Genomic DNA, 22,818 nt, shown 5'->3' with positions numbered 1-22,818 from the left:
ACGCATGAACCCCTCACAAGTCTATTCTATTTGCGCAAATAACCTAAGATAAATACCTTGTTATTTATTGTTAAATCTGTTTCTAAAAAAATGAATTGTGTGAAATTGTAAGTATATTCTAATTGTTAGACAAACCAAAAATTGAAATTTATCTTTTCAGGGTATCTTATTGGCTCACATTCCAGGGGGAATCAATATGACTATATCTAAAGAAAGTGTGACAGAAAAAGTAACAAAAGACACAGCTGCTTTGAAAGAGGTTGCTGCTGAAACTGTGGAAAATTTAGAAAAACTGGGCAAAGACGCACAGCAAAAAGTAACGCAAGCTGTGGCTGATACTCAGAAAAAACTGGAAGCTGAAACAGATCATCTGAATGAACAGGTACAAGATCAAGTCCAAAACTTCAAACAAGATTTAGTACAACGTCTTGATGTGATTAAAACACAATTTTCAACATCACAAAAAGATTTGGTGGAATTGGCTGATTTCTTAAAGTCAGAACTCAGTCTTTTAGTGAAAGAGTTGACTGAAGTGGGCAAGGAAATTCGTGAAGATGTATCGCAAATTTCAACAAAGCACAAAGTACAGTTGACTGAAACTTTAAAGCGTTCTAAAGAGCATACTTTAGAGGTATGGAATAAAGTAACCACTAAGCAATAAGTCTTTGTAGATTTTGTCTGTATTTAAAGATGTAAATTAGATAAATAAAAAAGTGAGGCAACATGCCTCACTTTTTTATTTAAATGACAACTGAATTGAACAGTGACCATTAGAAGGTATGTAGCCAGTCACGTTTGTTGTGAAAGTCTGCTTGCTGTCCGCTATGTTGCATTGCGAAGAAATGCTGACCTTGCGTGGTATTCAAAACAGCACTTAGTCCAATAAATAAATCAGACCACTTTAGTTTATGTGCCAACATAAACTCAGTCAGGTCTAAACTAACATTCAATCCATAATGTGTGCGCTTAAGCTGATTTAACTCAATATCATACGCAGCAACAGGAGGCATGTTTTCAGGATAACGATATTCTTCAAATTGATAGGCTTGCCAAGCTTGAGAAGGGGAGAGATTTACTTCTCGGTATTGGTCTTCACCCTGCACACCAATGAAAACTTCAAAACAGGTATTTTCCCATAGAAAATCTTGACGCGGATGTGCTGCAACAGGTTCAGGATACACAATAAATTGATTGGGATCTCTTAACCAATACCCTACGTTTAAGGTATAGGGATTGACCTGCTCAATTGCACCCACTAAAGAGATACTTTGAAAACGACGATCAAAAGCATTAAGTTCGTAACTTGCCATGAAAATAAATCTTAATTAGAAAGATGAGCGTGACGAACCAAATTGGAAAGTTTTTGATTTTGTTTGGCTGCTTTTTTGTAAAGCAAAGCAATTTTACCGATAGTTTGAACTACCTCTGCGCCAGTGGTATCCGCTATTTCAGTGATCGTTGCTGTGCGTGCTTCACGATCTTCACCCGCAATTTTAACTTTAATTAGCTCATGATCATTTAAAGCACGGTTTAATTCTTCAACGACACTTTCAGTCAAGCCTTTATCACCTAGCATTACAACTGGGTTTAATGCATGTCCGATTTGACGTAAACGCTTACGTTCTTGGATAGATAGAGTCGCCATAAAAAATAACCTGATTTTAAAAACGGCTTAGTATAACAAAAGCCATATCGCTGCGCTGTAAATTCTGTAGAAATATTCGATGAAGCTTATTCAAAAAAACATATCAATATCTATCATCTATCGATTTTAATCCATATGAATACTGCAATGAGAATATTTTTCACGTACAATCACAGGTTAGTTATCCGTTTAGATCAAGAGAGTTATGGCTACACGCATTACCAACCAGAAGTTATCCAAAAGTAGTCGTGCGTGGATGAGAGAGCATTTAGATGATCCTTTTGTGAAAAAAGCACAAAAAGAAGGATATCGCGCTCGCGCAGCATATAAACTTCTTGAAATTCAAGAAAAATATAAAATGATTAAACCCGGAATGACTGTGGTTGACTTGGGGGCTGCGCCAGGAAGCTGGTCGCAAATCGCAGGAAAACTGGTCGGTGACAAGGGTTTAGTGATTGCTTCCGATATTTTGGAAATGGATGCTTTGCCTGATGTTACTTTTTTACAAGGTGATTTCAGAGAAGAAGAAGTTTTCGAAAAATTGTTAAATATTTTAAATGGACGCACTGTAGACGTTGTAATTTCAGATATGGCCCCCAATACATCAGGTAATAGGGCTGTAGATCAACCTCGCCAGATTTATTTGTGTGAACTTGCGCTAGATTTTGCCAATAAAGTTTTAGGACCGAAGGGGCAGTTTGTAGTCAAGGTTTTCCAAGGTAGTGGATTTGATGAGTTTCGAAAGCAAGTCGTGGACAGTTTTGATGTATTGAAAACAGCAAAACCTGCTGCTTCACGTGCACGTTCAAAAGAAGTTTTTTTAATTGGACAGGGTCGTAAAAAAGTTTCGCAATAGCGGGCATTTTTAAGGTATGTTCGTAGTTCGTAATGAATTGCCAACAAATGCTTGCCAAGTTGTTAAAAATTGTGCATTTTGTACTTTTTTAATCTTTATTGCGAAATTCATTACTCGCTTTTTGTTACGATCAAGCATGATTGAGCCTGATCAAAATAGTTATATATGGGAATAAAGCTTTGAGCGATTACTTCAAAAATGCCGTATTGTGGCTGGTCATACTGGGTGTGCTGATCTTAATCTTCAGCAATCTCAGTGACCGCAGTAAGCCTTCTGCGATGAATTATTCTGAATTCGTCACAGCGGTGAATGCTGGTCAAATTAGTAAAGTCACAATTGATGGTGAAAGAATAAGCGGCGAAAAAAAGAATGGTTCGAACTTTGAAAGTATTCGCCCAGCAGTTCAAGATCCTGAACTGATGCCTACACTCATCAAAAATAACGTTGTTGTTGAAGGTACTGCACCTCAACGTCAAGGTTTATTGATGCAACTTCTCATTGCAAGTTTCCCTGTACTCTTAATTATTTTATTGTTCATGTTCTTTATGCGTAACATGGGCGGTGGTGCAGGCGGTAAAAATGGTCCAATGAGTTTTGGTAAATCCAAGGCAAAAATGCTTTCTGAAGACCAAATCAAAGTGACATTTACTGATGTCGCAGGTTGTGATGAAGCAAAACAAGAAGTTGTAGAAATTGTAGATTTCTTAAAAGACCCTGCAAAATTCAAACGTCTAGGAGCAACAATTCCAAAAGGCGTATTGATGGTTGGTCCTCCAGGTACAGGTAAAACTTTACTTGCGAAGGCGATTGCTGGTGAAGCAAAAGTTCCTTTCTTTAGCATTTCAGGTTCTGACTTCGTTGAAATGTTTGTAGGTGTGGGTGCTTCACGTGTACGTGACATGTTTGAACAAGCAAAACGTCATGCACCTTGTATCATCTTTATTGATGAGATCGATGCTGTTGGTCGTCATCGTGGTTCAGGTACTGGTGGTGGTCATGATGAGCGTGAGCAAACATTGAACCAGATGTTGGTTGAAATGGATGGTTTCGAAGGTAACGAAGGTATTATCGTTATTGCTGCGACCAACCGTGCCGACGTACTCGATAAAGCACTGTTACGTCCTGGACGTTTTGACCGTCAAGTGATGGTGGGTCTTCCTGACATCAAAGGTCGTGAGCAGATTTTGGCAGTGCATTTAAAGAAACTTCCATCTGTAACAGGTGTTGATCTTAAAGTGCTTGCACGTGGTACGCCGGGCTTCTCTGGTGCGCAATTGGCAAACCTTGTCAATGAGGCAGCACTGTTTGCTGCGCGTCGCAACAAGAACACGGTCGATATGCATGACTTTGAAGATGCAAAAGACAAGATCTATATGGGACCTGAGCGTAAGTCGATGGTGATCCGTGAAGAAGAGCGTCGTGCGACAGCTTACCATGAAGCAGGTCATGCGATTGTTGCTGAGATTCTTCCAGGTACTGATCCTGTGCATAAAGTAACCATTATGCCGCGTGGTTGGGCGCTGGGTGTGACTTGGCAATTGCCTGAACATGACCAAACCAGTCATTATAAGTCTAAGATGTTAAATGAACTTTCTATCTTATTCGGCGGTCGTATAGCAGAAGAAGTGTTTATGAACCAGATGTCGACAGGTGCTTCCAACGACTTTGAGCGTGCAACTAAAATGGCACGTGCAATGGTGACCAAGTACGGTATGTCTGACAAAATGGGTGTAATGGTTTACGAAGATGAAAACCAAAATGGTTTCTTTGGAAACGTTGGTAGCCGAACTATTTCTGAAGCAACCCAACAACAAGTTGACCAAGAAGTACGTCGTATTCTTGATGAGCAGTACAAAGTTGCCCGTGATATCCTTGAAAATAACAAGGATATTGCCCATGCAATGGTGAAAGCTTTGATGGAATGGGAAACCATTGATCGTGATCAAATCCGTGACATTATGGAAGGTCGTGAGCCGCAGCCACCTAAGGTTTATGTTGCTGAGAACCCTGTAATCGATGTGACACCTACAGATGGTCCATCAACTCCGCCGCCATTACCGGCAACCTGATTGAAGTTAGGTCAAAAAGAGTCTCATGTGAGGCTCTTTTTTTATGCAAATAGACTTTATTGTTAAAAGAATTTATCTTGAAATAGTGTGTAATTGGTAAACTAAAAGGAATTCATCATGGAGAAGCGACATGCAAATGGTGTCACTGCCGAATAAAATCTTGCGTTGTGGACGTTTGAGTTTGGATTTATCACAAGCACATGTCATGGGGATACTCAATGTAACTCCAGATTCTTTTAGTGATGGTGGGCAGCATAATCAAAAAGATCAAGCCATTGCTTATGCCAAACAAATGATTGAAGCAGGTGCAACTGTGATTGATGTAGGTGGTGAATCTACTCGTCCTGGCGCTTCGATTGTAGAAATTGCAGAAGAAATCCGACGAGTGATTCCTGTGGTGGCTGAACTTGCTCAATATGATGTAGTGATCTCTGTAGATACCTCTCAACCGGAAGTCATCCGTGCCGCAGTTGATGCAGGTGCGCACATTTGGAATGACGTACGTGCATTAACACGTCCAAATGCATTGCAAACGGCGGCAGAATTGGATATTCCTGTGATTATCATGCATATGCGTGGTGAGCCAACCACAATGAATCAATTGGATCACTATCAGGATGTGACATTAGAGGTGATCGAAGAGTTACAACAGCGTATTGATGCTACATTGCAGGCAGGGGTAAAGCCTGAGAATATTCTGATTGACCCTGGGTTTGGATTTGCAAAAAATGCCCAGCAGAATTTAAAGTTGCTCAATGAGTTTTATAAGCTTCATTGCTTGGGATATCCTATTTTATCCGCATTGTCACGCAAGCGTTTCATAGGGGAGACACTGGGTGGTGTGGATGCACAAAATCGCGCGGTGGGTAGTGTTGCTGCGCATTTGATAAGTATTCAGCAAGGGGCATGCATGGTACGTGCACATGATGTAAAAGCAATGTCGGATGCGATTAAAGTTTGGCAGGCAATGCGTACTGCGATTTAACCATAAGTACTTTAAATTGGATGTAATTGTGGTTTTAAGAATCTTTCTTAAATGCATAAGTTTGGTGATTGGCGTGTATTCCTCTATCCAATGAGCAAACGACTTAAAAAAATATAGCTTTAAGAGCGCAAGTAGATTTGGCGAATTGTAGGGTTTGTGTTATATAAGCGCGTGAATTGCTGTTTTATTTTAGGTTGCTATGTTTAACGATCTACTTCTCCCAATGTTCGATGATGAATATTATCCCGATATTCTGGTTGCCGAAATAAAGCAACTCATTGAACAATTTGCTAAAAAGGTGGCTAAAACCAGCTTTAGCGATGCTGAAATTTATTCTTTGGCAAATCTGACTGTGACTGAAATTAATGAAATGAAGCCTCAGTTTGAAGACTTGGACTCCTCGCTAGATGATACTGCAGCAGATTATATTGCTGAAGCATTGATGATGGTGGTACAAGACCAAGGCTATCTCGATATTGAAATGGAAGAGCTGGTTGCAAATAGAGAGTGGTAAAACATTCTCTATTTATTGCTGGATCTGAATATTTAAAACATTAAAACGCTATGATTGCCATATTGTTTAATGGTTATAGAATAGCTTTGGTTGCTTGATTGTTTAAGTGCCATTTTATTGAAACACCTTCCATTAAAAAATTAAATCCTTGATTTAGAAAATATTCACTTGTCAGAGCTTGCCAGATCATTTGATTGCTTGAATGTGTCAATTCTCTAATGAAAACACAAATATGTATTAATTTTAAACATTTAAATATCAATTGTTTAAAGTGTGATCATTGGTTTATTTAAATGCTTGACGTAAGGTGTATAACTTTAGATAATGCGCACACAGTTTACGGCTATGTAGCTCAGTTGGTTAGAGCACCGCACTCATAATGCGGGGGTCACAGGTTCAAGTCCCGTCATAGCCACCATTTTTATAGACCATGCTCACCGCATGGTCTCTTTTTTTGTATCGTCAAATATTTAAGTCAAAACCATGTCGATCATATGAACTAAAAATAAAGGCAGGCAATGGGGCTGAACTCAATCAAAAGTGAAATTTTGAGTGCCACATAGACAGACCATCAATCTGTAGAAAGCGTATAAATTAAAATATAATTTGTTTTTAACTCACCAAATCCGTGATATGTCAATGTTACTTGAGGGAGTTAAGCTTTTATTGGCGTGCTTTATCGTGACGGTTTAAATTGGTTTGGAGACATTGTTGCTAAAAAGGTGATCCACTTTACTTCAATGCTATCCTTTCTCAGCAAGAAAACTTTCTATAAAGCGATGTGTTTGTGAATCTAGATAGAAGGGTGCAATCAAAGATTGGATGATACTGTCTAATAGGCCATGTTGGTCTAATGCACCTAATGTATGCGGAATAAATCGCGCTGCTTCAATGTATAAGTCATTTTTATCTAGACCTACAGAGTGCAATAATTCCTGCAGGCTATATTCACCAAAGTATTCATAAAATGCTTCTACAACATTAAGAATAACCTGCTGCATATATTCTTTTTCGCGAAGCTCTTTCCATGTTTCGTAAACGAGAATAAAGAATTCCTCAAAATCTATCGACTGCAGTTGAGAAAATGTTTCTTTTAACGAACGCTGTTTGATTTCAGACCAGATGTGGGTCGCAATATCTGCCAAATCCTCATTGGGAAGCATAATGATATTACTGAGTTGTTTGCGTATTGCTGCCGCAAGCTGGTTTTCTAATTTTAATTCAATATTCTGTTGTTGGTCTTGGATAAAGCTCACGACTTTGGAAGCAAGACGATTTTGTTTAACTGTGTAGTGGCGAAGCTGATCAAGCCAAGGTGTATTGCTTTCAACAATCTGATTGGCAAGCTGTAGGCTGACTTGCTGGATCTGCGGATTGTGTTGTAAGTTTTCTTGAAGGTAGTTGCGGAGTTGTTCAAGTTCTAAAATCTTGAACATCCATAATTCAAACGACTCATCAGAAAGTAAATCATTGATAACGGTTTGGCTACCAATTGCATATTGATGAATTTTTTGCGCAACGACACCAATAAACTCAAGAATATCAGCGCCCAAATTCAGTTCAAATGCATATTTTTGAACAACTGAAGATAGTTGTTCGAGTTGTATCACGTTTTTTAAAAGAATATTGTCAGCATTCTGATAAGTTTGAGAAATAAAATTTTGAATAAATTGAGGATTTTTTTGATCGAGTAATTGTTGTTTGGTATAGCGAACTTGCTCAAGCAAAAGTGCTTGAGCAAGTTCCTGAGCAAAGCTCGCTGGGAGTGAATTATTCACATTCACGAGGCTTATACACCAGGTTTCCAGCCGTTTACAATCGGATAGCGGCGTTCCCGACTGAATGCACGTGAACTGATACGCGGTCCAATTGAACCTTGACGGCGTTTGTATTCATTACGGTCAACAAGACGAATTACTTTTTCAACAACTTCACGCTCAAAACCTTTGGCGATGATGTCTTCTTGGCTTTGTTCTTCTTCGATATAGGCGTATAGAATGCCATCGAGTATATCGTAAGCAGGGAGTGAATCTTGATCTTTTTGATCTGGACGGAGTTCAGCTGATGGCGGACGAGTAATCACACGTTCAGGAATCACAGGCGTTTCTGAAATGCTGTTACGGTATTTCGCCAATTCAAACACAATGGTTTTATAAACATCTTTCAGTACCGCAAAACCGCCCACCATGTCACCATATAAAGTACAGTAACCTACAGAAAGTTCTGATTTATTGCCTGTTGAAAGCACTAAATTACCGAATTTATTGGATAAACCCATCAATAATGTACCACGTGCACGTGCTTGAAGATTTTCTTCTGTTGCATCAGCAGGTGAGTTGCCAAAGAATGGGTATAGTGTTTGCATGAAACTATTTACAATCGGGTGAATTTCAGCGATACCAAATGTAACCCCCATACGCTTGGCTTGTTCAGTGGCGTCTTCAACACTGATTTGAGAGGTATAGGTATACGGCATCATCACTGCTTGAACTTTATCCGCACCAATTGCATCAACAGCAATCGCAAGCGTTAAAGCAGAGTCGATACCGCCGGATAATCCAAGAATTACACCAGGAAAGCCTGAGCGTTGAACATAATCACGTGTTGCTAAAACTAGACCTTGGTAAATCTCGGCCATCGTACTTAAAGCAGGTGCAGATTCGACAACTTGATAACTTTTATTTTCAACTTGGTATTCTGCAAAGTAAAGATCTTCAGTGAAACTTGGTGCCTGTAATGCAACCTCACCTGATTGGTTAATCACAAAACTTGTGCCATCAAAAATAAGATCGTCCTGTCCACCCACTTGATTGACATAGACCAAGTGCAGATTCAATTGTTTTGCTAATTCCTTGAGCGTTACGATACGGTGCTGAGGTTTGCCAACTTCATAAGGTGAAGCATTCAGTACCAGTACGCTTTCGACATTCAGTTGAGCCAGCTGCTGAACTGTATTGAGCGACCAAACATCTTCACAGATCAATACACCAAACTTATGTCCCAAGTATTCAAAAACGAGATGTTGATGACCTTCGTTAAAATAACGTTTTTCGTCAAACACACTATAATTAGGTAAATTTTGTTTATTATAAATACCCAGTACTTGACCATCTTTCATGACAGCAGCAGCATTATAGCGTTGACCGTCTTCCGTAAGATTCACAAAGCCAAAGACCAAAACGATATCTTTGATCGCAGCTAATTTTTCAAAAGCCTGTGCTGTACGTTTAGCTAAGCTTGGGCGTAGAAATAAATCTTCAGCCGGATAACCGACAATAGAAAGTTCAGGAAAAACAATAATTTCAGCATTCTGTTTTTTTGCTTCATTGGCTTGCTCAATCATCTTTTGAACATTTGAATCAAGATCACCAATGAATGGAGAGAATTGCGCAAGAGCAATTTTAAAACTTTTCATTTAAACCAAATCCTATTCCAATAGGGTAATTTATATACATTTTGTTGATTTTTAAAATGTAGTTATTCAACGTATGTATATATAGACACAACAAAAACTGCCAAAGGGCGAAGCTATAAAATCATCAAAAAATCATCAAAAATCTTTATTTTTTTGCAAGGCAAAAATTTCAGACATTGAGTATTTTAACTAAAAAAATGTCAGAAGCTAGTGATTCATCAAGTTTATTCAGTACAGCATCAATGACATCATGAATTTAGAGTATTTTTTTTGTAGAAACTAGTGATTTTTCATTATTTTTTGGTTTTTATATCGGAATTGATATTCTTTTTGAAGAAATTATGAAATAGATCACAAAAAAGTTCGAATGAAACTAAAAGTTTCAAATTTTAGTTTGGATTTACTGCAAAATGATATTTTTGATCCGATTTAAATAGATATCTTTAGCGATGTCGCCTTGCTGTTCGATATTATAGTCAAAATAAGATTTTCCCTGAACCAAGGTATAGCGGTAAGGATTATATCGTCCAAAACTAAGATACATTGCAGACTGTAAAATTGCGCCTTTTAGCAGTACCTTTTCATGACGTTGATATTGATAGACGTGTGCCATTTCATGAATGAACACAGCTTGATAGGCTAAACTCATGCAGGAAAAATCTTCACAATAATCAGCATCTTTTAAATGTATATAGCCATTCGGTGCCATTAAGATGCCGACAGGTTGCCATGGCAAGTAGGGATGATTCATGATTTTAACCTGATCATAATCAATCAGGTCACCAAACACAGTCTGGCTAATTCGGATTTCCCCATCCGTCAATGGTCGATATTTAAACTGATCAATTTTGAGTAGTTTTGCCAAGCGCCAAAAATAATTCAACATTGTTATTGGAGATGATTAAAATAAAGTGAGCATCAGTTTAGCATTGAATACAGAGTAGCCAAATAGGAATTGCTTGTGAATCGATTCAAAATGTTTAACGGATATTAATTAAAGAGTAAACTTTTAACATAAATAACTTATTATTTTTTATAAGTTTCTACTCAATGTATTTAGAAGATTTATCTTAGTATCAAATATAAATTTTTTATGAAAATACTCACAACCTGCATCTTTAATTTTGTGAAATTTCAAGTATTTTTTTTGCTTTATTTAATTGTATAATAATTTGATCCTCATCTAATAAAAAATCTCCTCCACCTGGAACATATAAAGCTATCATTAAAATTAAATCATCAATTACTTCATTATCAATACCTAGGTTATTCAACAAGAAATCAATTTCTTGAGCATTTTTTATTGAAATATCTTTTTTTTCAATAAAGTTTTGAATTCTATCATTCAGTGTAGTTAGTTTCATATTATTTAGCTCTTGGATTTATCACAGTGATAATTCTATTACCTGTTTGGGCATCAACTACAACTTGAGGACTTCCTAACATATTTTTATTTTGAATAGTTAAAGTATCTCCATAAATATTGTAAGTCATCTTTCTAATATTAGTCGCTCCATCAAGTACGGCATCTATCTCTTTTGGAGACATTGGTATTCTTCCTTTGGGTGGATAAACCATTCTTTCAGCAGCATGAAAATTAATAGAGCGACCAGCAGGAGTTGTAGTTGTACCTAAAATCTGTCTAGTTGCATAAGCGCCATCCCATAAAATAGGGCTCGCCCCTTGTAATGCTGATGGAGTCAACCACACTACAGGTGAAATTGATGCACTATTCTGTACTATATTATAATAGCTTAATTCTGCAGTCGACATTGAAGCTAATCTTGCTGAGAATAGTAAGGAAGCTCCTCCATAACCAGCTATAGCAGCATCACCAATACCGCTAGGTGGTAAATTGTTTGCATTAGGTGTATCGGATCTAAGATTGTCAGCAATCCATAATACTAGTGGAACAAAAGCAAGTTGAGCAGCCTGACCACTAGGATCTTTAAAGCTATAACTGTCATTCCAGCCATATTGATAACGATTGGTCTGTCCATGCCCATTTATAATGAAAGTCACAGGATCAGGCTGATAAAATCGACCTAATACTGGGTTATAGTAGCGTTGCTGCAAATAAAACCAATCATTTGTATCTTGAATTCCCCCAACAAAAGCATTTGGATTCTTTAAATTACTTGGTTTTTTGTATTGCAGTTGTTGACCAAAAGGTGTGTATTGATAAGACTGGCTTACAACCCCTTGTTCATTAATCACTTTTAAAGTCGAACCATCAAAGTTTTGAACATGGTATTGAATTCTATCTTTAGCAAAAGATAAGGAGCTGAATATTAAGGTAATACTTATTATGATCAAATTAAATAAGTATCGATAATAATTTTTCACCATAATTTGCCTATATATTTTAATACTCAGTCTAATTATTTTTTATTTAAGATATCATAAATAGTGAATTTATCAATATTAAAAAAACTAGGTCAAAATGAATGATTAAAAATGTCCTTGCGGGTCATTATTTATCCGCAAATACACTTATTTAAGGCACTTGTCGGACACTTTGCTGAATAGTCATAAATTGCCAATCAAATGACCGTAAATGCTAATGGTCTTTCGATCATTATGTCTTAATTTCGCCAGTATAAAAGCATGGTTTTGACTTGAAATGTGAATTTGTACTGAATTTTTAGACAAAGCTTTGCGTCATAGATAAATAGATGAGGTTTTATATGTTGCTTGCTAAACCAGTCAAAAAGGTCTTTGCAAAAGTTTTTCCAAGCCCGTTGGTGGATTTAACTGAGCAGGTCGCTAATATTCCCATTCGTCACTTTGATTTCAAATTCAGCCCTGATGAGCTGGATGTTAAATTTTTTATGCAAAAAGAATGGGCGACAGCTTATTTTGCTGCGCTTTCCATTTTTTTGACCTATGGTGAAGAGCTGGTGATTGAAACTGCACGCCACCATCGTGACCAAATCAAAGATCCGATATTAAAACAGCGCTTAACCAGTTTGATTGGTCAAGAGGCGATTCATTCTAAAGTCCATGAAGAATACAATGAAACCATGATTCCTAATCACTTGCCTGTGCAATTGTATCGCTTTCTTGCAGAGCAAGTATTCAACAACACTTTCCTGAAATTCCCGCAGCCCTTAAAGCTTTCAATGATGGCTGGAATCGAGCATTTCACTGCTGTTTTTGCTCAATATGCAATGACACACCAAGACATTTTCAATCATTCTCTTGATGAAAAAACGCGTGCCTTATGGTTGTGGCACATGCTTGAAGAGTCAGAGCACAAAGATATCGCATACGATACCTATCAAGTTCTTTCTGCAAACTACAGCTTACGTATTTTAGGATTTTTTATTGCGTTGATTACGCTTGGGTTGGGAGTAGGTGCCGGCGCATTATTTTTACCGTTTTTACGGCGTCCGCAAAATACATTGAGCCTAAGTTTTTGGAGAGAAGCCAAGGGGAGTTGGGATTTGCTGTTTGGCTTAAAAGAGGGAGTATTTGGAAGTAGTATAGGGCATATTTTTGACTATCTACGTCCAAGCTTTCACCCCAATGACCATGATACCAGTGAGTTATTGGATTATTTCAAGAAAGAGTTACTTGACCCTGAAACAGGAACGTTGAGCCCTTATTTTATCAAAGAGTTTACGCCAGCGATCCGCAGTTAACTTACACACTAAATTACATACCCGCTCAAGAAGAGTAACTGAATTGTTGCTCTTCTTTTTATCTTTTAAACGCCTTTTTGATTCATTGTGATTTCTCAAGAAATTATAGGAATTGTCTTCAAAGGACATTTTCTATCCTCAAGTACAATGCTCAAATGTGATTGTCTGACAATATGGTCAGGTTGTCATAATTTGCTAATCGAATGTTTGCATATGCCAATGGTAATTGACTATGCATGTCGTAATTTTTATCTATCAAATTAGAGTTTTTACTCAAAAGGTGATTTATATCGTGTCTTTTAAAAAGTACATCAGATTATGAATTTCCAGATTAAATGAATAAAGAGTATTTGCTATGTTCGTGAAGCCGCTAAAAAAAGCCGTCGCTAAAGTTTTTGCTGCAGCGCCATTCAGTTTGGAAAATCAAACACCCATTATTCCTATTCGGCATATGAAGTTTGATTTTGATCCAGAAAAACTCGATCACAAATTCTATATGGATGCCGAATTGGCTAGTGCCTATTTCGCTTCATTGTCGATTTTTTTGACACGTGGTGAAGATTTGGTCATTGATACTGCTCGTTATCACCGAGATTTCATCACTGATCCTCTGCTCAAGCAACGTGTTACATCGTTAATTGGTCAAGAAGCCATTCATTCCAAAATGCATGAAGAGCTAAACGAAGCCTATTTAATTCGTGATTTACCTGTAAAGCTTTTCCGTACTTGGGCAGGGTGGGCATTTGAATATGGATTTGAACGTCTTCCTCAGCCAATGAAACTGTCATTGATGGCAGGAATTGAGCATTTTACTGCCGTTCTCGCCGAATATATGATGAACCATGAAGAAATTTTCTTCCGTTCTCAAGATGAAAAACAACGTGCAATCTGGATGTGGCATATGCTTGAAGAATCCGAGCATAAAGACATTGCCTTTGATGTTTTTCAAGAGCTATCAAATAGCTATTTACTGAGAATCGCTGGATTTTTTCCTGCTTTGATCACAATTCTTGTTTTGATTTCAGCTGCTTCATTTTTGGTTCCTTTCTATCGTAATCCAAAGAATTTAATCAGCTTACGTTACTGGAGGGAGATTCCTTATAATTTCGGTCTGATTTTTGGTCTAAAAGATGGTGTTTATGGCAGCAGCTTTAAGCATATTTTTGATTATCTACGCCCAGATTTTCATCCCAATGATCATGATACATCGGAATTTTTGGAGTATTACAAAGAGAAGTTATTGAATCCGGAGACGGGTATTCTAACGCCTTATTTGACCAAAGAATTTTATCCGACATTGCGTTCGTAAAAATAAAAAAACATATGGATTGAAGAGATATGGGATTTTTTTCTAAAAAAGTAAAACCTAGTCAAAACGCTTACGCAGTGGTGACTGGTGCAGGTAGTGGAATCGGACGTAGTTTTGCCATGGAACTTGCCAAGCGTGGTGGAACGATTGTTTGTGCCGATATTAATTTAGATGCTGCTCAAGAAACGGTAAATTTGATTGAGTCACAGACTTCAGGGAAAGCCTTTGCTGTGCAATGTGATGTCGGACTGAAAGAGCAGGTAAAGGCACTCTCTGAGCAGGCTGAAAAATTAATGAACCATCCTGTGAGTCTGGTCATTAATAATGCGGGTGTCGGTTTAGGCGGTAAGTTTGATGAGGTTTCTTTAGAGGATTGGCAATGGTGTATGCATGTCAATCTTTGGGGGGTGATTCACGGCTGTCATTACTTTGTTCCGAAGTTTAAACAACAGGGTCGAGGCGCAATTATTAATGTGGCTTCAGCTGCTGGTTATACCGCAGCACCGGAAATGACGGCTTATAACGTGACCAAATCAAGTGTGTTGGCTTTGTCGGAAACTTTATCCGCAGAACTCCGCAAAGACAATATACGTGTCAATGTTTTATGTCCAACGCTGGTCCCGACCAATATCATGAAAAATGGTCGTTTACCGGGGCATTATGCAGGGCTTGCAGATGATTTGCTAATGAATCATGCATTTACCACCAGTGATCAAGTTGCCATCAAGACCTTAAATAATTTGGATGCAAATAAGCTTTATACCATTCCGCAACCTGATGCAAAGCTGTTCTGGATCATGAAACGTGCTTCACCAGCATTGTATGCCAAGGTGTTGGGCATTGGTTATCCACTATTTAATAAATATGTAAAATAAGATTTGAGTAGACGAATATGACAACAGAAACGACTCTAGATACGCTTCCAGAAGATAAAAGCGTTAAAAAGACCACAACGCAAACAACGCTTGAAGAGATGAAACATGTGACTCAACCGAATAAGGCACAATCACAAAGCTCACAAGGTAAACAGGATGCATTAAAACCTGCTCAACGCTCGTCTACAGTAAAAAACGAGATTCAAACACCAGCTAAAGTTGCGGTTAAGTCTGCTCAACAAAAAGTTGCAACTCAAACAACCGTAAAATCAGCAAAGTCTGAGCAGCCTGATGAGAAAAAAGTAACCGATGCCCAGAAAAAACAGCCTGTACATACCTATGACACAATTGTGGTAGGTGCTGGTATTTCCGGGATTGCTGCGGCTTATCAAATGAATCAAGTGGGCTATCATGACTATGTAGTACTGGAAAAAGCCAGTCGTGTGGGCGGGACTTGGCGTGATAACAATTATCCAGGTTGCGGTTGTGATGTGCCATCTGCACTTTATTCTTTTTCATTCTCTCCTAGCCATAAATGGAGCCATCTGTTTGCCAAACAGCCAGAAATATTAAGCTATTTAGAAGAGGTGGTGGAAAAATACGACCTTGGTGAGAAAATTGAATTTAATAATGAATTGATCAGTGCTAAATGGGATGAAGTACAACATATTTGGCATTTAGAAACGTCTAAAGCTCAATATCAAGCCAAGACAGTGATTTTTACTACAGGCCCAATTACTGAACCTTCAATGCCTAAATTAAAAGGTATTGAAACATTCAAGGGCGAAATGTTTCACTCTGCACGTTGGAACCATGAGTGCGACTTAACGGGTAAGCGTGTGGCTGTTATCGGTACGGGTGCATCCGCAATTCAATTTATTCCACAAGTACAACCTTTAGCAAAACAATTGATCGTGTTTCAGCGCACGGCACCTTGGGTACTTCCTAAGGCTGATATGGAATTAAATGAAACCGCGAAAGGAATTATTTCTAGGTTTCCGGTCATTCAACAGACTTGGCGTAATAGTATTGCGCAGATTTTAAACGGGATTAACTTTGGCTTACGCAATCCGAAAGTACTGGAACCTGTGAATTTTTTGAGTAAACAATTACTTAAATTACAGATTAAAGATGAAAAACTACGTAAAGACGTAACGCCTAATTTTACCATTGGCTGTAAGCGTTTATTGTTTGCGAACAACTATTATCCTGCTTTGCAGCAAGACAATGTGAACCTTATTCCTCACGGTTTGGTGGAAATAGACGGCAATACGGTGATCGCCGCCAATGGTGAGCGTCATGAAGTGGATGTGATCATTTGGGGAACAGGTTTTGAGGTTTCTCATCCACCGATTGGTAAGCGTGTTTATGATGCCAATGGTCAGGTTCTTGCAGAACGATGGAAAAACAGTTCTCCAGAAGCATATTTGGGAGCAAGCATAGAACATGTTCCAAATGCATTCTTGGTCTTGGGACCCAATATTCTGGTCTATGATTCATTTATAGGAATTGCAGAAGCGCAAGTCGGCTATATTGTCGATGGTTTACTCAAAATGCGTGATCAGAAGTTCACCCGTTTTGAAATTAAAGGTGATGTAATCACACAACATAATAGACGTTTACAAAAGCATCTAAAAACAACGGTATTTAATGCTGGCGGCTGTAAGTCCTATTATTTGGATGAAAATGGACGAAACTTTGCGGCATGGCCTTGGTCATTGCAAGAGCTTCGTAATCAGTTAAAGCAACTTGACTTAAATCATTACACGGTGACTCGAAAAGAATAAAATATTGGTTAAACTGTATATGGTTATTCGAAAGCCCTAAATTTATTTAGGGCTTTTTTTGTTGGCGTGTAGATTTTAGATGCAACCAAATGACTATGATTTCTGCAATAATTAAGTTGATTACCCAAGCTAACCAAGATTCTAATTGATAGATATGTATAGGTGTCAGCCAATCAAAATAGGGCTGTAAGGTGTACAACCCCATTTTCCATGTTCTTAAACTCAGTGCAGAAAGGCTGAGTGCGAAGCTGCGAATCATCCAGTCACGATGTAGCATCCAGCGTTTTTTTAATAAAAAATATAAAGCCGATAATGTGGTGATTGCCCACAATAAGCTTAATAAAACAAAGCTGATTTGTGTAGAAAGACCTCCGGCTGCTGAAAAAGCCAAAATCAAGCCACTCGGCAAGGAGAACCCTAAAATGGTAATCAAATAGAGCCAACCGCTAACCCGATGAATTTTAGGATAACGTGTGTGAAAAATGCGAAAGAACTGTGTAAATCCAGCAATCAGTACCAAGCTACTAGTGACCACATGGATTTTAAAAGCCGATTGCCAAGGTTGAGTATTAACAACATCCTGCTTAAGCAACAAAAAATGCTGGTCTGTACGCCATGGAAAATACTGTATACATATTGCCACCATGAGGTAGCATAAATAGGCATAAATCAGCAGTGAAATTGCAGCTAGACTTATATAGATAAAGCTGTTTTTTGCTTTGGTCATTATTTCTTGTAATACAATGGGATTGAGAAATTATAATCAAAGATTGATTCAAGCACAGTGATTATATTTGGAGAGAATTTGATTATTTTTACATGGTAGTCCACCACAAAGCGTATAATTTGATTTAAAATTACCATGAAAATGAATCAAATACTGTCATAACAATAGGAATAACAATGAATAAGCGATTAATATCATGCGTAGGGTTAGCTGCAATTTTCACTCAAAGTAGCTATGCGCTGGATATCCAGCAATTACCAAAATCTTGGTCAGGAAAATACGATGAGCAAAAAATTGGTGTATTTATCCAATCCATAGATCGTAATCAGGTCAAAGGATATAGTGTTCTGGGTAAAAATAAACAAAGCTTCTCTGGTAAGGTGCAGACCACAGCGCAAGGCTATAAAATTACTGCAACAGAAAGTGGTCCGCCATCAAGCAGTGGTGTATTTAATTTTGTTGTAAACCATAATCAACCCAATGTACTGGAGTCGAGTTGGGAATCTTCAACGGCGAAAGTTAAGCCCAAATATTTTGATTTGAAACCACAGCAATGTCGCTATCAAAAAGATGTGGGCGATTATCCTGTTGCTTCTCAGCGTTTATTGAAAGATCAAGATATACAAATTCCTGCTGAAGAGTTGGATTGGATGCGTAATGAAATTTATGCACGACATGGCTATTCATTTGCTAATCGAGAAATTGCCAATCAATTTGCCGATCAAAGCTGGTATATGCCATGTAGTACCAATGTAGAAAACCAGTTAACTCAGATAGAAAAAACCAATATTCAACGCATTAAAAAAATACGTCCCTATATGGCTAAAATGGAATGGGGGCGTTAAGCACCCAATGAACCATAAAATCTGAGAATTTATCTTATGCATCATTTTTCTTCAGTTCGATGGAGTAGTGCGTTTTTTGTTCTATGTTCATCTGCCATGAGTTTTGCAGCAGCACCTACAGATCAAGCAGTGATCAACAGTATTACGAATTTGAACGATTCACAGGCGACACCAGCCAAAGCGATAATGATTGATCAGATGAAAGAGATCCATTTGTTTTCGGGAGAGCTGGCTTATCTGTCTGGTGTGACATTTGAAAATGCAGGGCGAAATTTTTGGGGCGGCTACATATTGACTCGCCCGAAGCTGAAACAATCACGAATACTTGAGTTCGGTGGTCAAGCCAATGATTTCACGGTACATACTGTGCAGTATCGGGCAAAACCAATCGATTTGGTTAAAATAGAATCCGCAGGTTCGGGGCAGGGGGAGGTTTCCCAAACGACCGATTTGGTCTATTTTGACGGGTGGAAAGCGAAAATTATTGCAACTGCTGAATCCTCGAGTGATCTTGGACGATTTAGTGAGCAGCTAGGTGAGGAAGATTGTAAAACAGGTCAAGAAATTGTCTCAAAGTTAAAGATTTTATCTGCGAGCAATGAAATTATTAAAACCATTCAATCATCGAATGCATGTAAAAATGCAAAAGTTACAACCAAAACGGAAAAAATTAAAATTGTGTTATGAGCCATTTATTGCAAACAAAGATACTGTCAAAAAGTATACTTTCTTGCGTTAATTATTTTAAATCAATGATATATCACTTTTAAAAAGCCAAATGGGAAAAAGATTTCTGTTTTTTTTCAAAGCGCTCAAAATCAAAAATTTTGAGCGCTTTGTTTGATATAAAATGTTAAATTGCTTGGGTATGCTCATTCAACCAGTTTAAAACATCACCTTGTAAGTGAGGTGCTAATCGCGCTCGAACAGTTTGATGGTATTGATTGAGCCATGCTTTTTCATCATCATTTAACAGCTCTAAAATAATACAGCTCAGGTTAATCGGGCACAGTGTCAGTGTTTCGAATTCCAAAAAATGACCATAAGTCGTATCTTCAAAATGCTTAATTTTATTGACGACAAGATTTTCAATTCGAATGCCATACTTTCCTTGATGGTATAAGCCTGGTTCATTAGAGCTAATCATACCTTCATGCATCTTGGTAAAAGATGTCGCTGGCGCATAATAAGAGATGACTTGAGGTCCCTCATGTACATTCAATGCATAGCCTACACCGTGACCTGTACCATGACGATAATCCAAACCATATTTCCACAGGGTTTGACGTGTGATCGAATCTAGAAGGGGTGATGCAATGCCTTCTGGGAAAACAGTTTGAGCAAGTGCAATATGACATTTTAATACAAGGGTATAATCACGTTTTTGTTCAATACTTGTGTTGCCGATAGGAACAACTCGGGTGATATCTGTCGTACCATCTGCGTATTGCGCACCTGAGTCGATGAGCAATAAACCATTACCTGCAATGTCACTAAAACTTTCTTCTGTTGCTCGATAATGTGGTAGCGCACCATTGGCATTAAAACCTGCAATCGTGGAAAAACTTAGTCCTAGAAAGCCTTGTTGCTGTGCACGGAATCCAGTGATCATTATGTCGATCGTCAACTCATTGATGGATTCACCATTTGTTGAGGCTGTATCGAGCCAATGAAAAAAATGGCACAACGCAACCCCATCTTTGATCATGGCGTGACGTATATGATGAATTTCCGAGGGGTGTTTTTGGGATTTAAATAAAGTGCTGGGATTGATATCTTGAATGAGTTGATTATGCTGCTCGATCGCCTGTGCATGGGAAATAGATACTTTATTTGAATCAATGAGGATTATTTGCTGTTGCAGATTGCTTAAATACTCAATTGTTTGGGCATAGGGCAAGAGTTCAATTTGTTCACTTTTTAACTGGTTTTTAAGTTCATCTGAGAGTTTGTGAGCATCCACAAAAATAGTGGTACGCTTAGCACTGATATATAAATGTGCTAAAAATACTGGATTATATTCCACATCACTGCCTCTGCAATTCAATATCCAAGCAATATCATCGAGTGCAGAAATAAAATGCCCCGTTGCTTTTTTCTGAATCAGTTTGTGACGGATCGCAGCTATTTTTTCTAAGCGTGTTTGCGCATTTAAATCATCTGCCATTTGCCAAATGGGTTGTAGAGGCAGTGTTGGGCGTTCAGTCCAAATTTCATCAATTAAATCCAAGTCTGTTTGAATGAAGAAACTGTGTTTTATTGCAAGTTCTGATAAAGCGCTGTATTGCTGAGTGGAAATGGTATTTCCATTGACTGAAATTTTTGCATCTTTGGTTAAATGTTGGGAAAGCCAAGACAGATGTGTTGAAGCCGGATCGGGTGTCTGCTTTTGTAAAACGTAACCTGTATTTTCCAGTTGCTGTTCAGCTTGTACCCAATATCGACCATCTACCCATAAACCTGCAAAGTTTTGAGTGACTACAATTGTGCCGACTGAACCCGTAAAGCCTGTCAGCCATTCACGTATCTTCCAATAATCAGGTAGATACTCTGACATATGTGGATCGGCACTCATGGCGATAAAAGCATCCTGCTGATATTTCTTCATGATTGTACGAAGGTTTTCTAATTTGTTGGCAGGTGACAAAGCATTCATACTTTTTCCAATTGCATATCAAGAGATTTTTGAGAGGAGGGTGTCTGATTGAGTAATTTACGAATTGGTTTCTTCATTAACCATAGAACGAGTGCACCAAGAAGTAAAGCGATGACACATCGCATAAACAAGAGGGGTAATTGGTCAACTTCATGGATAGAAACATGACCACCGATTAAACCTGCCATCAGGTTTCCTAAAGCAGATGCTGTAAACCAGAGTCCCATCACTTGTCCACGAATGATGGTTGGAGAAAGCTTAGTCATTGTTGAAAGACCAACAGGGCTTAAGCATAATTCACCGAGTGTTAACAGCAGCAGACTGGATGTAATCCACAATGCAGAAACAGTTCCGCCATTTTGGGTGATCAAGTAACAGGCAATGCTCATCACGAGGAAACCACCCGCAGCGAGCAGTAAGGCAATAATGAATAGCGGGTTAATCGACTGAAACCAAACGGCGGGTATTTCAAAGCCAAAGAATTGGCGGTTTGTAAAGTCTTGGGCGAAAAGATTGAAAGATGTTGGTTTTTGTTCAAATGCAGACCAGAAAAGTGCAGCGGTGATCAGTAAAATAAAACAGATGATGATTTGCTTTTTCTCCGTATTATTCAAACCGGCAAAGAGCAATAGATAGCAGAAATATAAGGCAATACACATACAAATCGTGATCGTGAAATATGTGGCGATCTGAATTGGATCGATGTTAATTATGCCAAGAGAAACTAGACTGATAATCAAGCCAACAACTGCAATAAAACCTATGATGATTTGGGGGGGCTTTAGGATGGTAATGAACAGGACGAGCCCAGTTATTTTCACCGCCTTGCCCATGATTAAATTGTTTTAACTGAGGCACAGTGATTAACTTAAAAATCAGCAAGGCGATTAACATTCCGACGCCACCGATTCCAAATCCCCAGTGCCAACCGTGTTCTTTAACCAATAAACCAGTCAAGAGTGGGGCAATCAATGAGCCTAGATTAATTCCCATATAAAAAATGGAAAATCCTGCATCACGCCGTGAATCTTGAGCCTGATATAATGTGCCAACAATGACGGAAATACAGATTTTAAATAGACCAGAACCGATCACAATCAACACTAAACCAAAATAAAAAAAGAAATGTCCAAATAAGGCTGCCAATGCAATGGATAAATGTCCGAATGCGATGATCAGTGAACCGTACCACACTGCGCGTTCCTGACCGAGATAATTGTCAGCAACCCATCCACCCAATACGGTCATCAAATACATACTGCCTGCAAATAAGCCGACGATTGCTGATGCTGTTGGGCGATCTAAGCCGAGTCCGCCATCAGCAACTAAAGCCGCCATATAGAGGATTAGTAAAGGGCGAATACCATAATAGGAAAAACGTTCCCAAAGCTCAGTAAAAAATAAACCTTTTAAGGGTTTGGGATGACCAAAAAAAGCTTGATCTTGGCCGTTTACTTGTTTGGATAAATGTTGGGGCATCTTCAATTCCTT

The 22,818-nt window shown here is 38.3% G+C and carries 20 protein-coding genes, 1 tRNA gene and 1 pseudogene; 12 read left to right on the top strand and 10 right to left on the bottom strand.

The genetic code is table 11. The features are described from left to right. The first annotated feature begins 196 nt into the window (after positions 1-196). Complete coding sequence (locus OSH00_RS16560; protein WP_266131349.1) at positions 197-661, top strand: hypothetical protein; 465 nt, start codon at positions 197-199, stop codon at positions 659-661. Positions 662-770: 109 nt separating this feature from the next. On the opposite strand, the gene OSH00_RS16555 is transcribed toward OSH00_RS16560, so the two are convergent. Both OSH00_RS16555 and yhbY read right to left on the bottom strand, forming a co-directional pair. Then, the gene (locus tag OSH00_RS16555; RefSeq protein ID WP_266131348.1) at positions 771-1,310 is read right to left on the bottom strand and encodes a DOMON-like domain-containing protein; all 540 of its coding nucleotides are present in this window, start codon (positions 1,308-1,310) and stop codon (positions 771-773) included. A gap of 11 nt (positions 1,311-1,321) precedes the next feature. Then, complete coding sequence (yhbY, locus tag OSH00_RS16550) at positions 1,322-1,645, bottom strand: ribosome assembly RNA-binding protein YhbY (protein ID WP_196076286.1); 324 nt, start codon at positions 1,643-1,645, stop codon at positions 1,322-1,324. 205 nt (positions 1,646-1,850) lie between these two features. Between yhbY and rlmE the strand changes: the two genes are divergently transcribed. The 5 genes from rlmE to OSH00_RS16525 all read left to right on the top strand — a co-directional run bounded on the left by rlmE (position 1,851) and on the right by OSH00_RS16525 (position 6,487). Beyond that, a complete protein-coding gene (gene rlmE / locus OSH00_RS16545; protein WP_004829459.1) occupies positions 1,851-2,501 on the top strand; it encodes a 23S rRNA (uridine(2552)-2'-O)-methyltransferase RlmE in 651 nt (216 codons plus the stop codon). A 179-nt stretch (positions 2,502-2,680) separates the two neighbouring features. Then, the gene (ftsH, locus tag OSH00_RS16540) at positions 2,681-4,570 is read left to right on the top strand and encodes an ATP-dependent zinc metalloprotease FtsH (RefSeq protein ID WP_196076287.1); all 1,890 of its coding nucleotides are present in this window, start codon (positions 2,681-2,683) and stop codon (positions 4,568-4,570) included. Positions 4,571-4,700: 130 nt separating this feature from the next. Continuing rightward, the gene (folP, locus tag OSH00_RS16535) at positions 4,701-5,555 is read left to right on the top strand and encodes a dihydropteroate synthase (protein WP_266131347.1); all 855 of its coding nucleotides are present in this window, start codon (positions 4,701-4,703) and stop codon (positions 5,553-5,555) included. 199 nt (positions 5,556-5,754) lie between these two features. Next, positions 5,755-6,069: a DUF5713 family protein gene (locus tag OSH00_RS16530; protein WP_196076288.1), complete on the top strand. Its 315-nt coding sequence runs from the start codon at positions 5,755-5,757 to the stop codon at positions 6,067-6,069. A 341-nt stretch (positions 6,070-6,410) separates the two neighbouring features. Then, a tRNA-Met gene (locus tag OSH00_RS16525) sits at positions 6,411-6,487 on the top strand. 325 nt (positions 6,488-6,812) lie between these two features. Here the strand turns inward: OSH00_RS16525 and OSH00_RS16520 are convergent. From OSH00_RS16520 to OSH00_RS16500, 5 genes are all read right to left on the bottom strand, one after another. Continuing rightward, positions 6,813-7,853, bottom strand: a complete 1,041-nt coding sequence (locus tag OSH00_RS16520; RefSeq protein ID WP_266131346.1) for a hypothetical protein — start codon at positions 7,851-7,853, stop codon at positions 6,813-6,815. 5 nt (positions 7,854-7,858) lie between these two features. Then, positions 7,859-9,484: an NAD+ synthase gene (locus OSH00_RS16515; protein ID WP_266131345.1), complete on the bottom strand. Its 1,626-nt coding sequence runs from the start codon at positions 9,482-9,484 to the stop codon at positions 7,859-7,861. Between the two features lie 400 nt (positions 9,485-9,884). Further along, a complete protein-coding gene (locus OSH00_RS16510; RefSeq protein ID WP_266131344.1) occupies positions 9,885-10,370 on the bottom strand; it encodes a hypothetical protein in 486 nt (161 codons plus the stop codon). Between the two features lie 232 nt (positions 10,371-10,602). After that, on the bottom strand, positions 10,603-10,848 hold the full coding sequence (locus tag OSH00_RS16505; RefSeq protein WP_266131343.1) for a hypothetical protein: 246 nt from the start codon (positions 10,846-10,848) through the stop codon (positions 10,603-10,605). 1 nt (position 10,849) lies between these two features. Beyond that, a complete protein-coding gene (locus tag OSH00_RS16500; RefSeq protein WP_266131342.1) occupies positions 10,850-11,833 on the bottom strand; it encodes an RHS repeat-associated core domain-containing protein in 984 nt (327 codons plus the stop codon). 338 nt (positions 11,834-12,171) lie between these two features. Between OSH00_RS16500 and OSH00_RS16495 the strand changes: the two genes are divergently transcribed. The 4 genes from OSH00_RS16495 (at position 12,172) to OSH00_RS16480 (ending at position 17,099) form a co-directional block, all read left to right on the top strand. Next, entirely contained in the window at positions 12,172-13,128 is a 957-nt protein-coding gene (locus OSH00_RS16495) for a metal-dependent hydrolase (protein WP_266131341.1), read from the top strand. Positions 13,129-13,483: 355 nt separating this feature from the next. After that, complete coding sequence (locus tag OSH00_RS16490) at positions 13,484-14,437, top strand: metal-dependent hydrolase (protein ID WP_266131340.1); 954 nt, start codon at positions 13,484-13,486, stop codon at positions 14,435-14,437. A 29-nt stretch (positions 14,438-14,466) separates the two neighbouring features. Continuing rightward, positions 14,467-15,312 (top strand): SDR family NAD(P)-dependent oxidoreductase, encoded by an 846-nt coding sequence (locus tag OSH00_RS16485; RefSeq protein ID WP_266131339.1) that lies wholly within the window; start codon positions 14,467-14,469, stop codon positions 15,310-15,312. A 17-nt stretch (positions 15,313-15,329) separates the two neighbouring features. After that, entirely contained in the window at positions 15,330-17,099 is a 1,770-nt protein-coding gene (locus tag OSH00_RS16480; protein WP_266131338.1) for an NAD(P)-binding domain-containing protein, read from the top strand. Positions 17,100-17,145: 46 nt separating this feature from the next. Here OSH00_RS16480 and OSH00_RS16475 read toward each other — a convergent pair whose 3' ends face one another. Then, positions 17,146-17,826: a DUF2306 domain-containing protein gene (locus tag OSH00_RS16475; protein WP_420909538.1), complete on the bottom strand. Its 681-nt coding sequence runs from the start codon at positions 17,824-17,826 to the stop codon at positions 17,146-17,148. 176 nt (positions 17,827-18,002) lie between these two features. On the opposite strand from OSH00_RS16475, the gene OSH00_RS16470 reads away from it, so the two are divergent. Both OSH00_RS16470 and OSH00_RS16465 read left to right on the top strand, forming a co-directional pair. Further along, entirely contained in the window at positions 18,003-18,671 is a 669-nt protein-coding gene (locus OSH00_RS16470; RefSeq protein ID WP_266131337.1) for a YARHG domain-containing protein, read from the top strand. Positions 18,672-18,707: 36 nt separating this feature from the next. Next, a complete protein-coding gene (locus tag OSH00_RS16465) occupies positions 18,708-19,358 on the top strand; it encodes a hypothetical protein (RefSeq protein ID WP_266131336.1) in 651 nt (216 codons plus the stop codon). 166 nt (positions 19,359-19,524) lie between these two features. Here OSH00_RS16465 and OSH00_RS16460 read toward each other — a convergent pair whose 3' ends face one another. Then, positions 19,525-21,327 (bottom strand): aminopeptidase P family protein, encoded by a 1,803-nt coding sequence (locus OSH00_RS16460; protein ID WP_266131335.1) that lies wholly within the window; start codon positions 21,325-21,327, stop codon positions 19,525-19,527. Further along, a pseudogene (locus OSH00_RS16455) lies at positions 21,324-22,806 on the bottom strand (peptide MFS transporter). The gene OSH00_RS16460 and the pseudogene OSH00_RS16455 overlap by 4 nt, the downstream one beginning before the upstream one ends. Between the last annotated feature and the right edge of the window lie 12 nt (positions 22,807-22,818).

Origin of the sequence: Acinetobacter nematophilus (assembly GCF_026344175.1) — a bacterium.
Classification (GTDB): domain Bacteria; phylum Pseudomonadota; class Gammaproteobacteria; order Pseudomonadales; family Moraxellaceae; genus Acinetobacter; species Acinetobacter nematophilus.
Note: the sequence above shows the minus strand (reverse complement) of the source record. Positions and strands in the feature narration are given on the sequence as shown.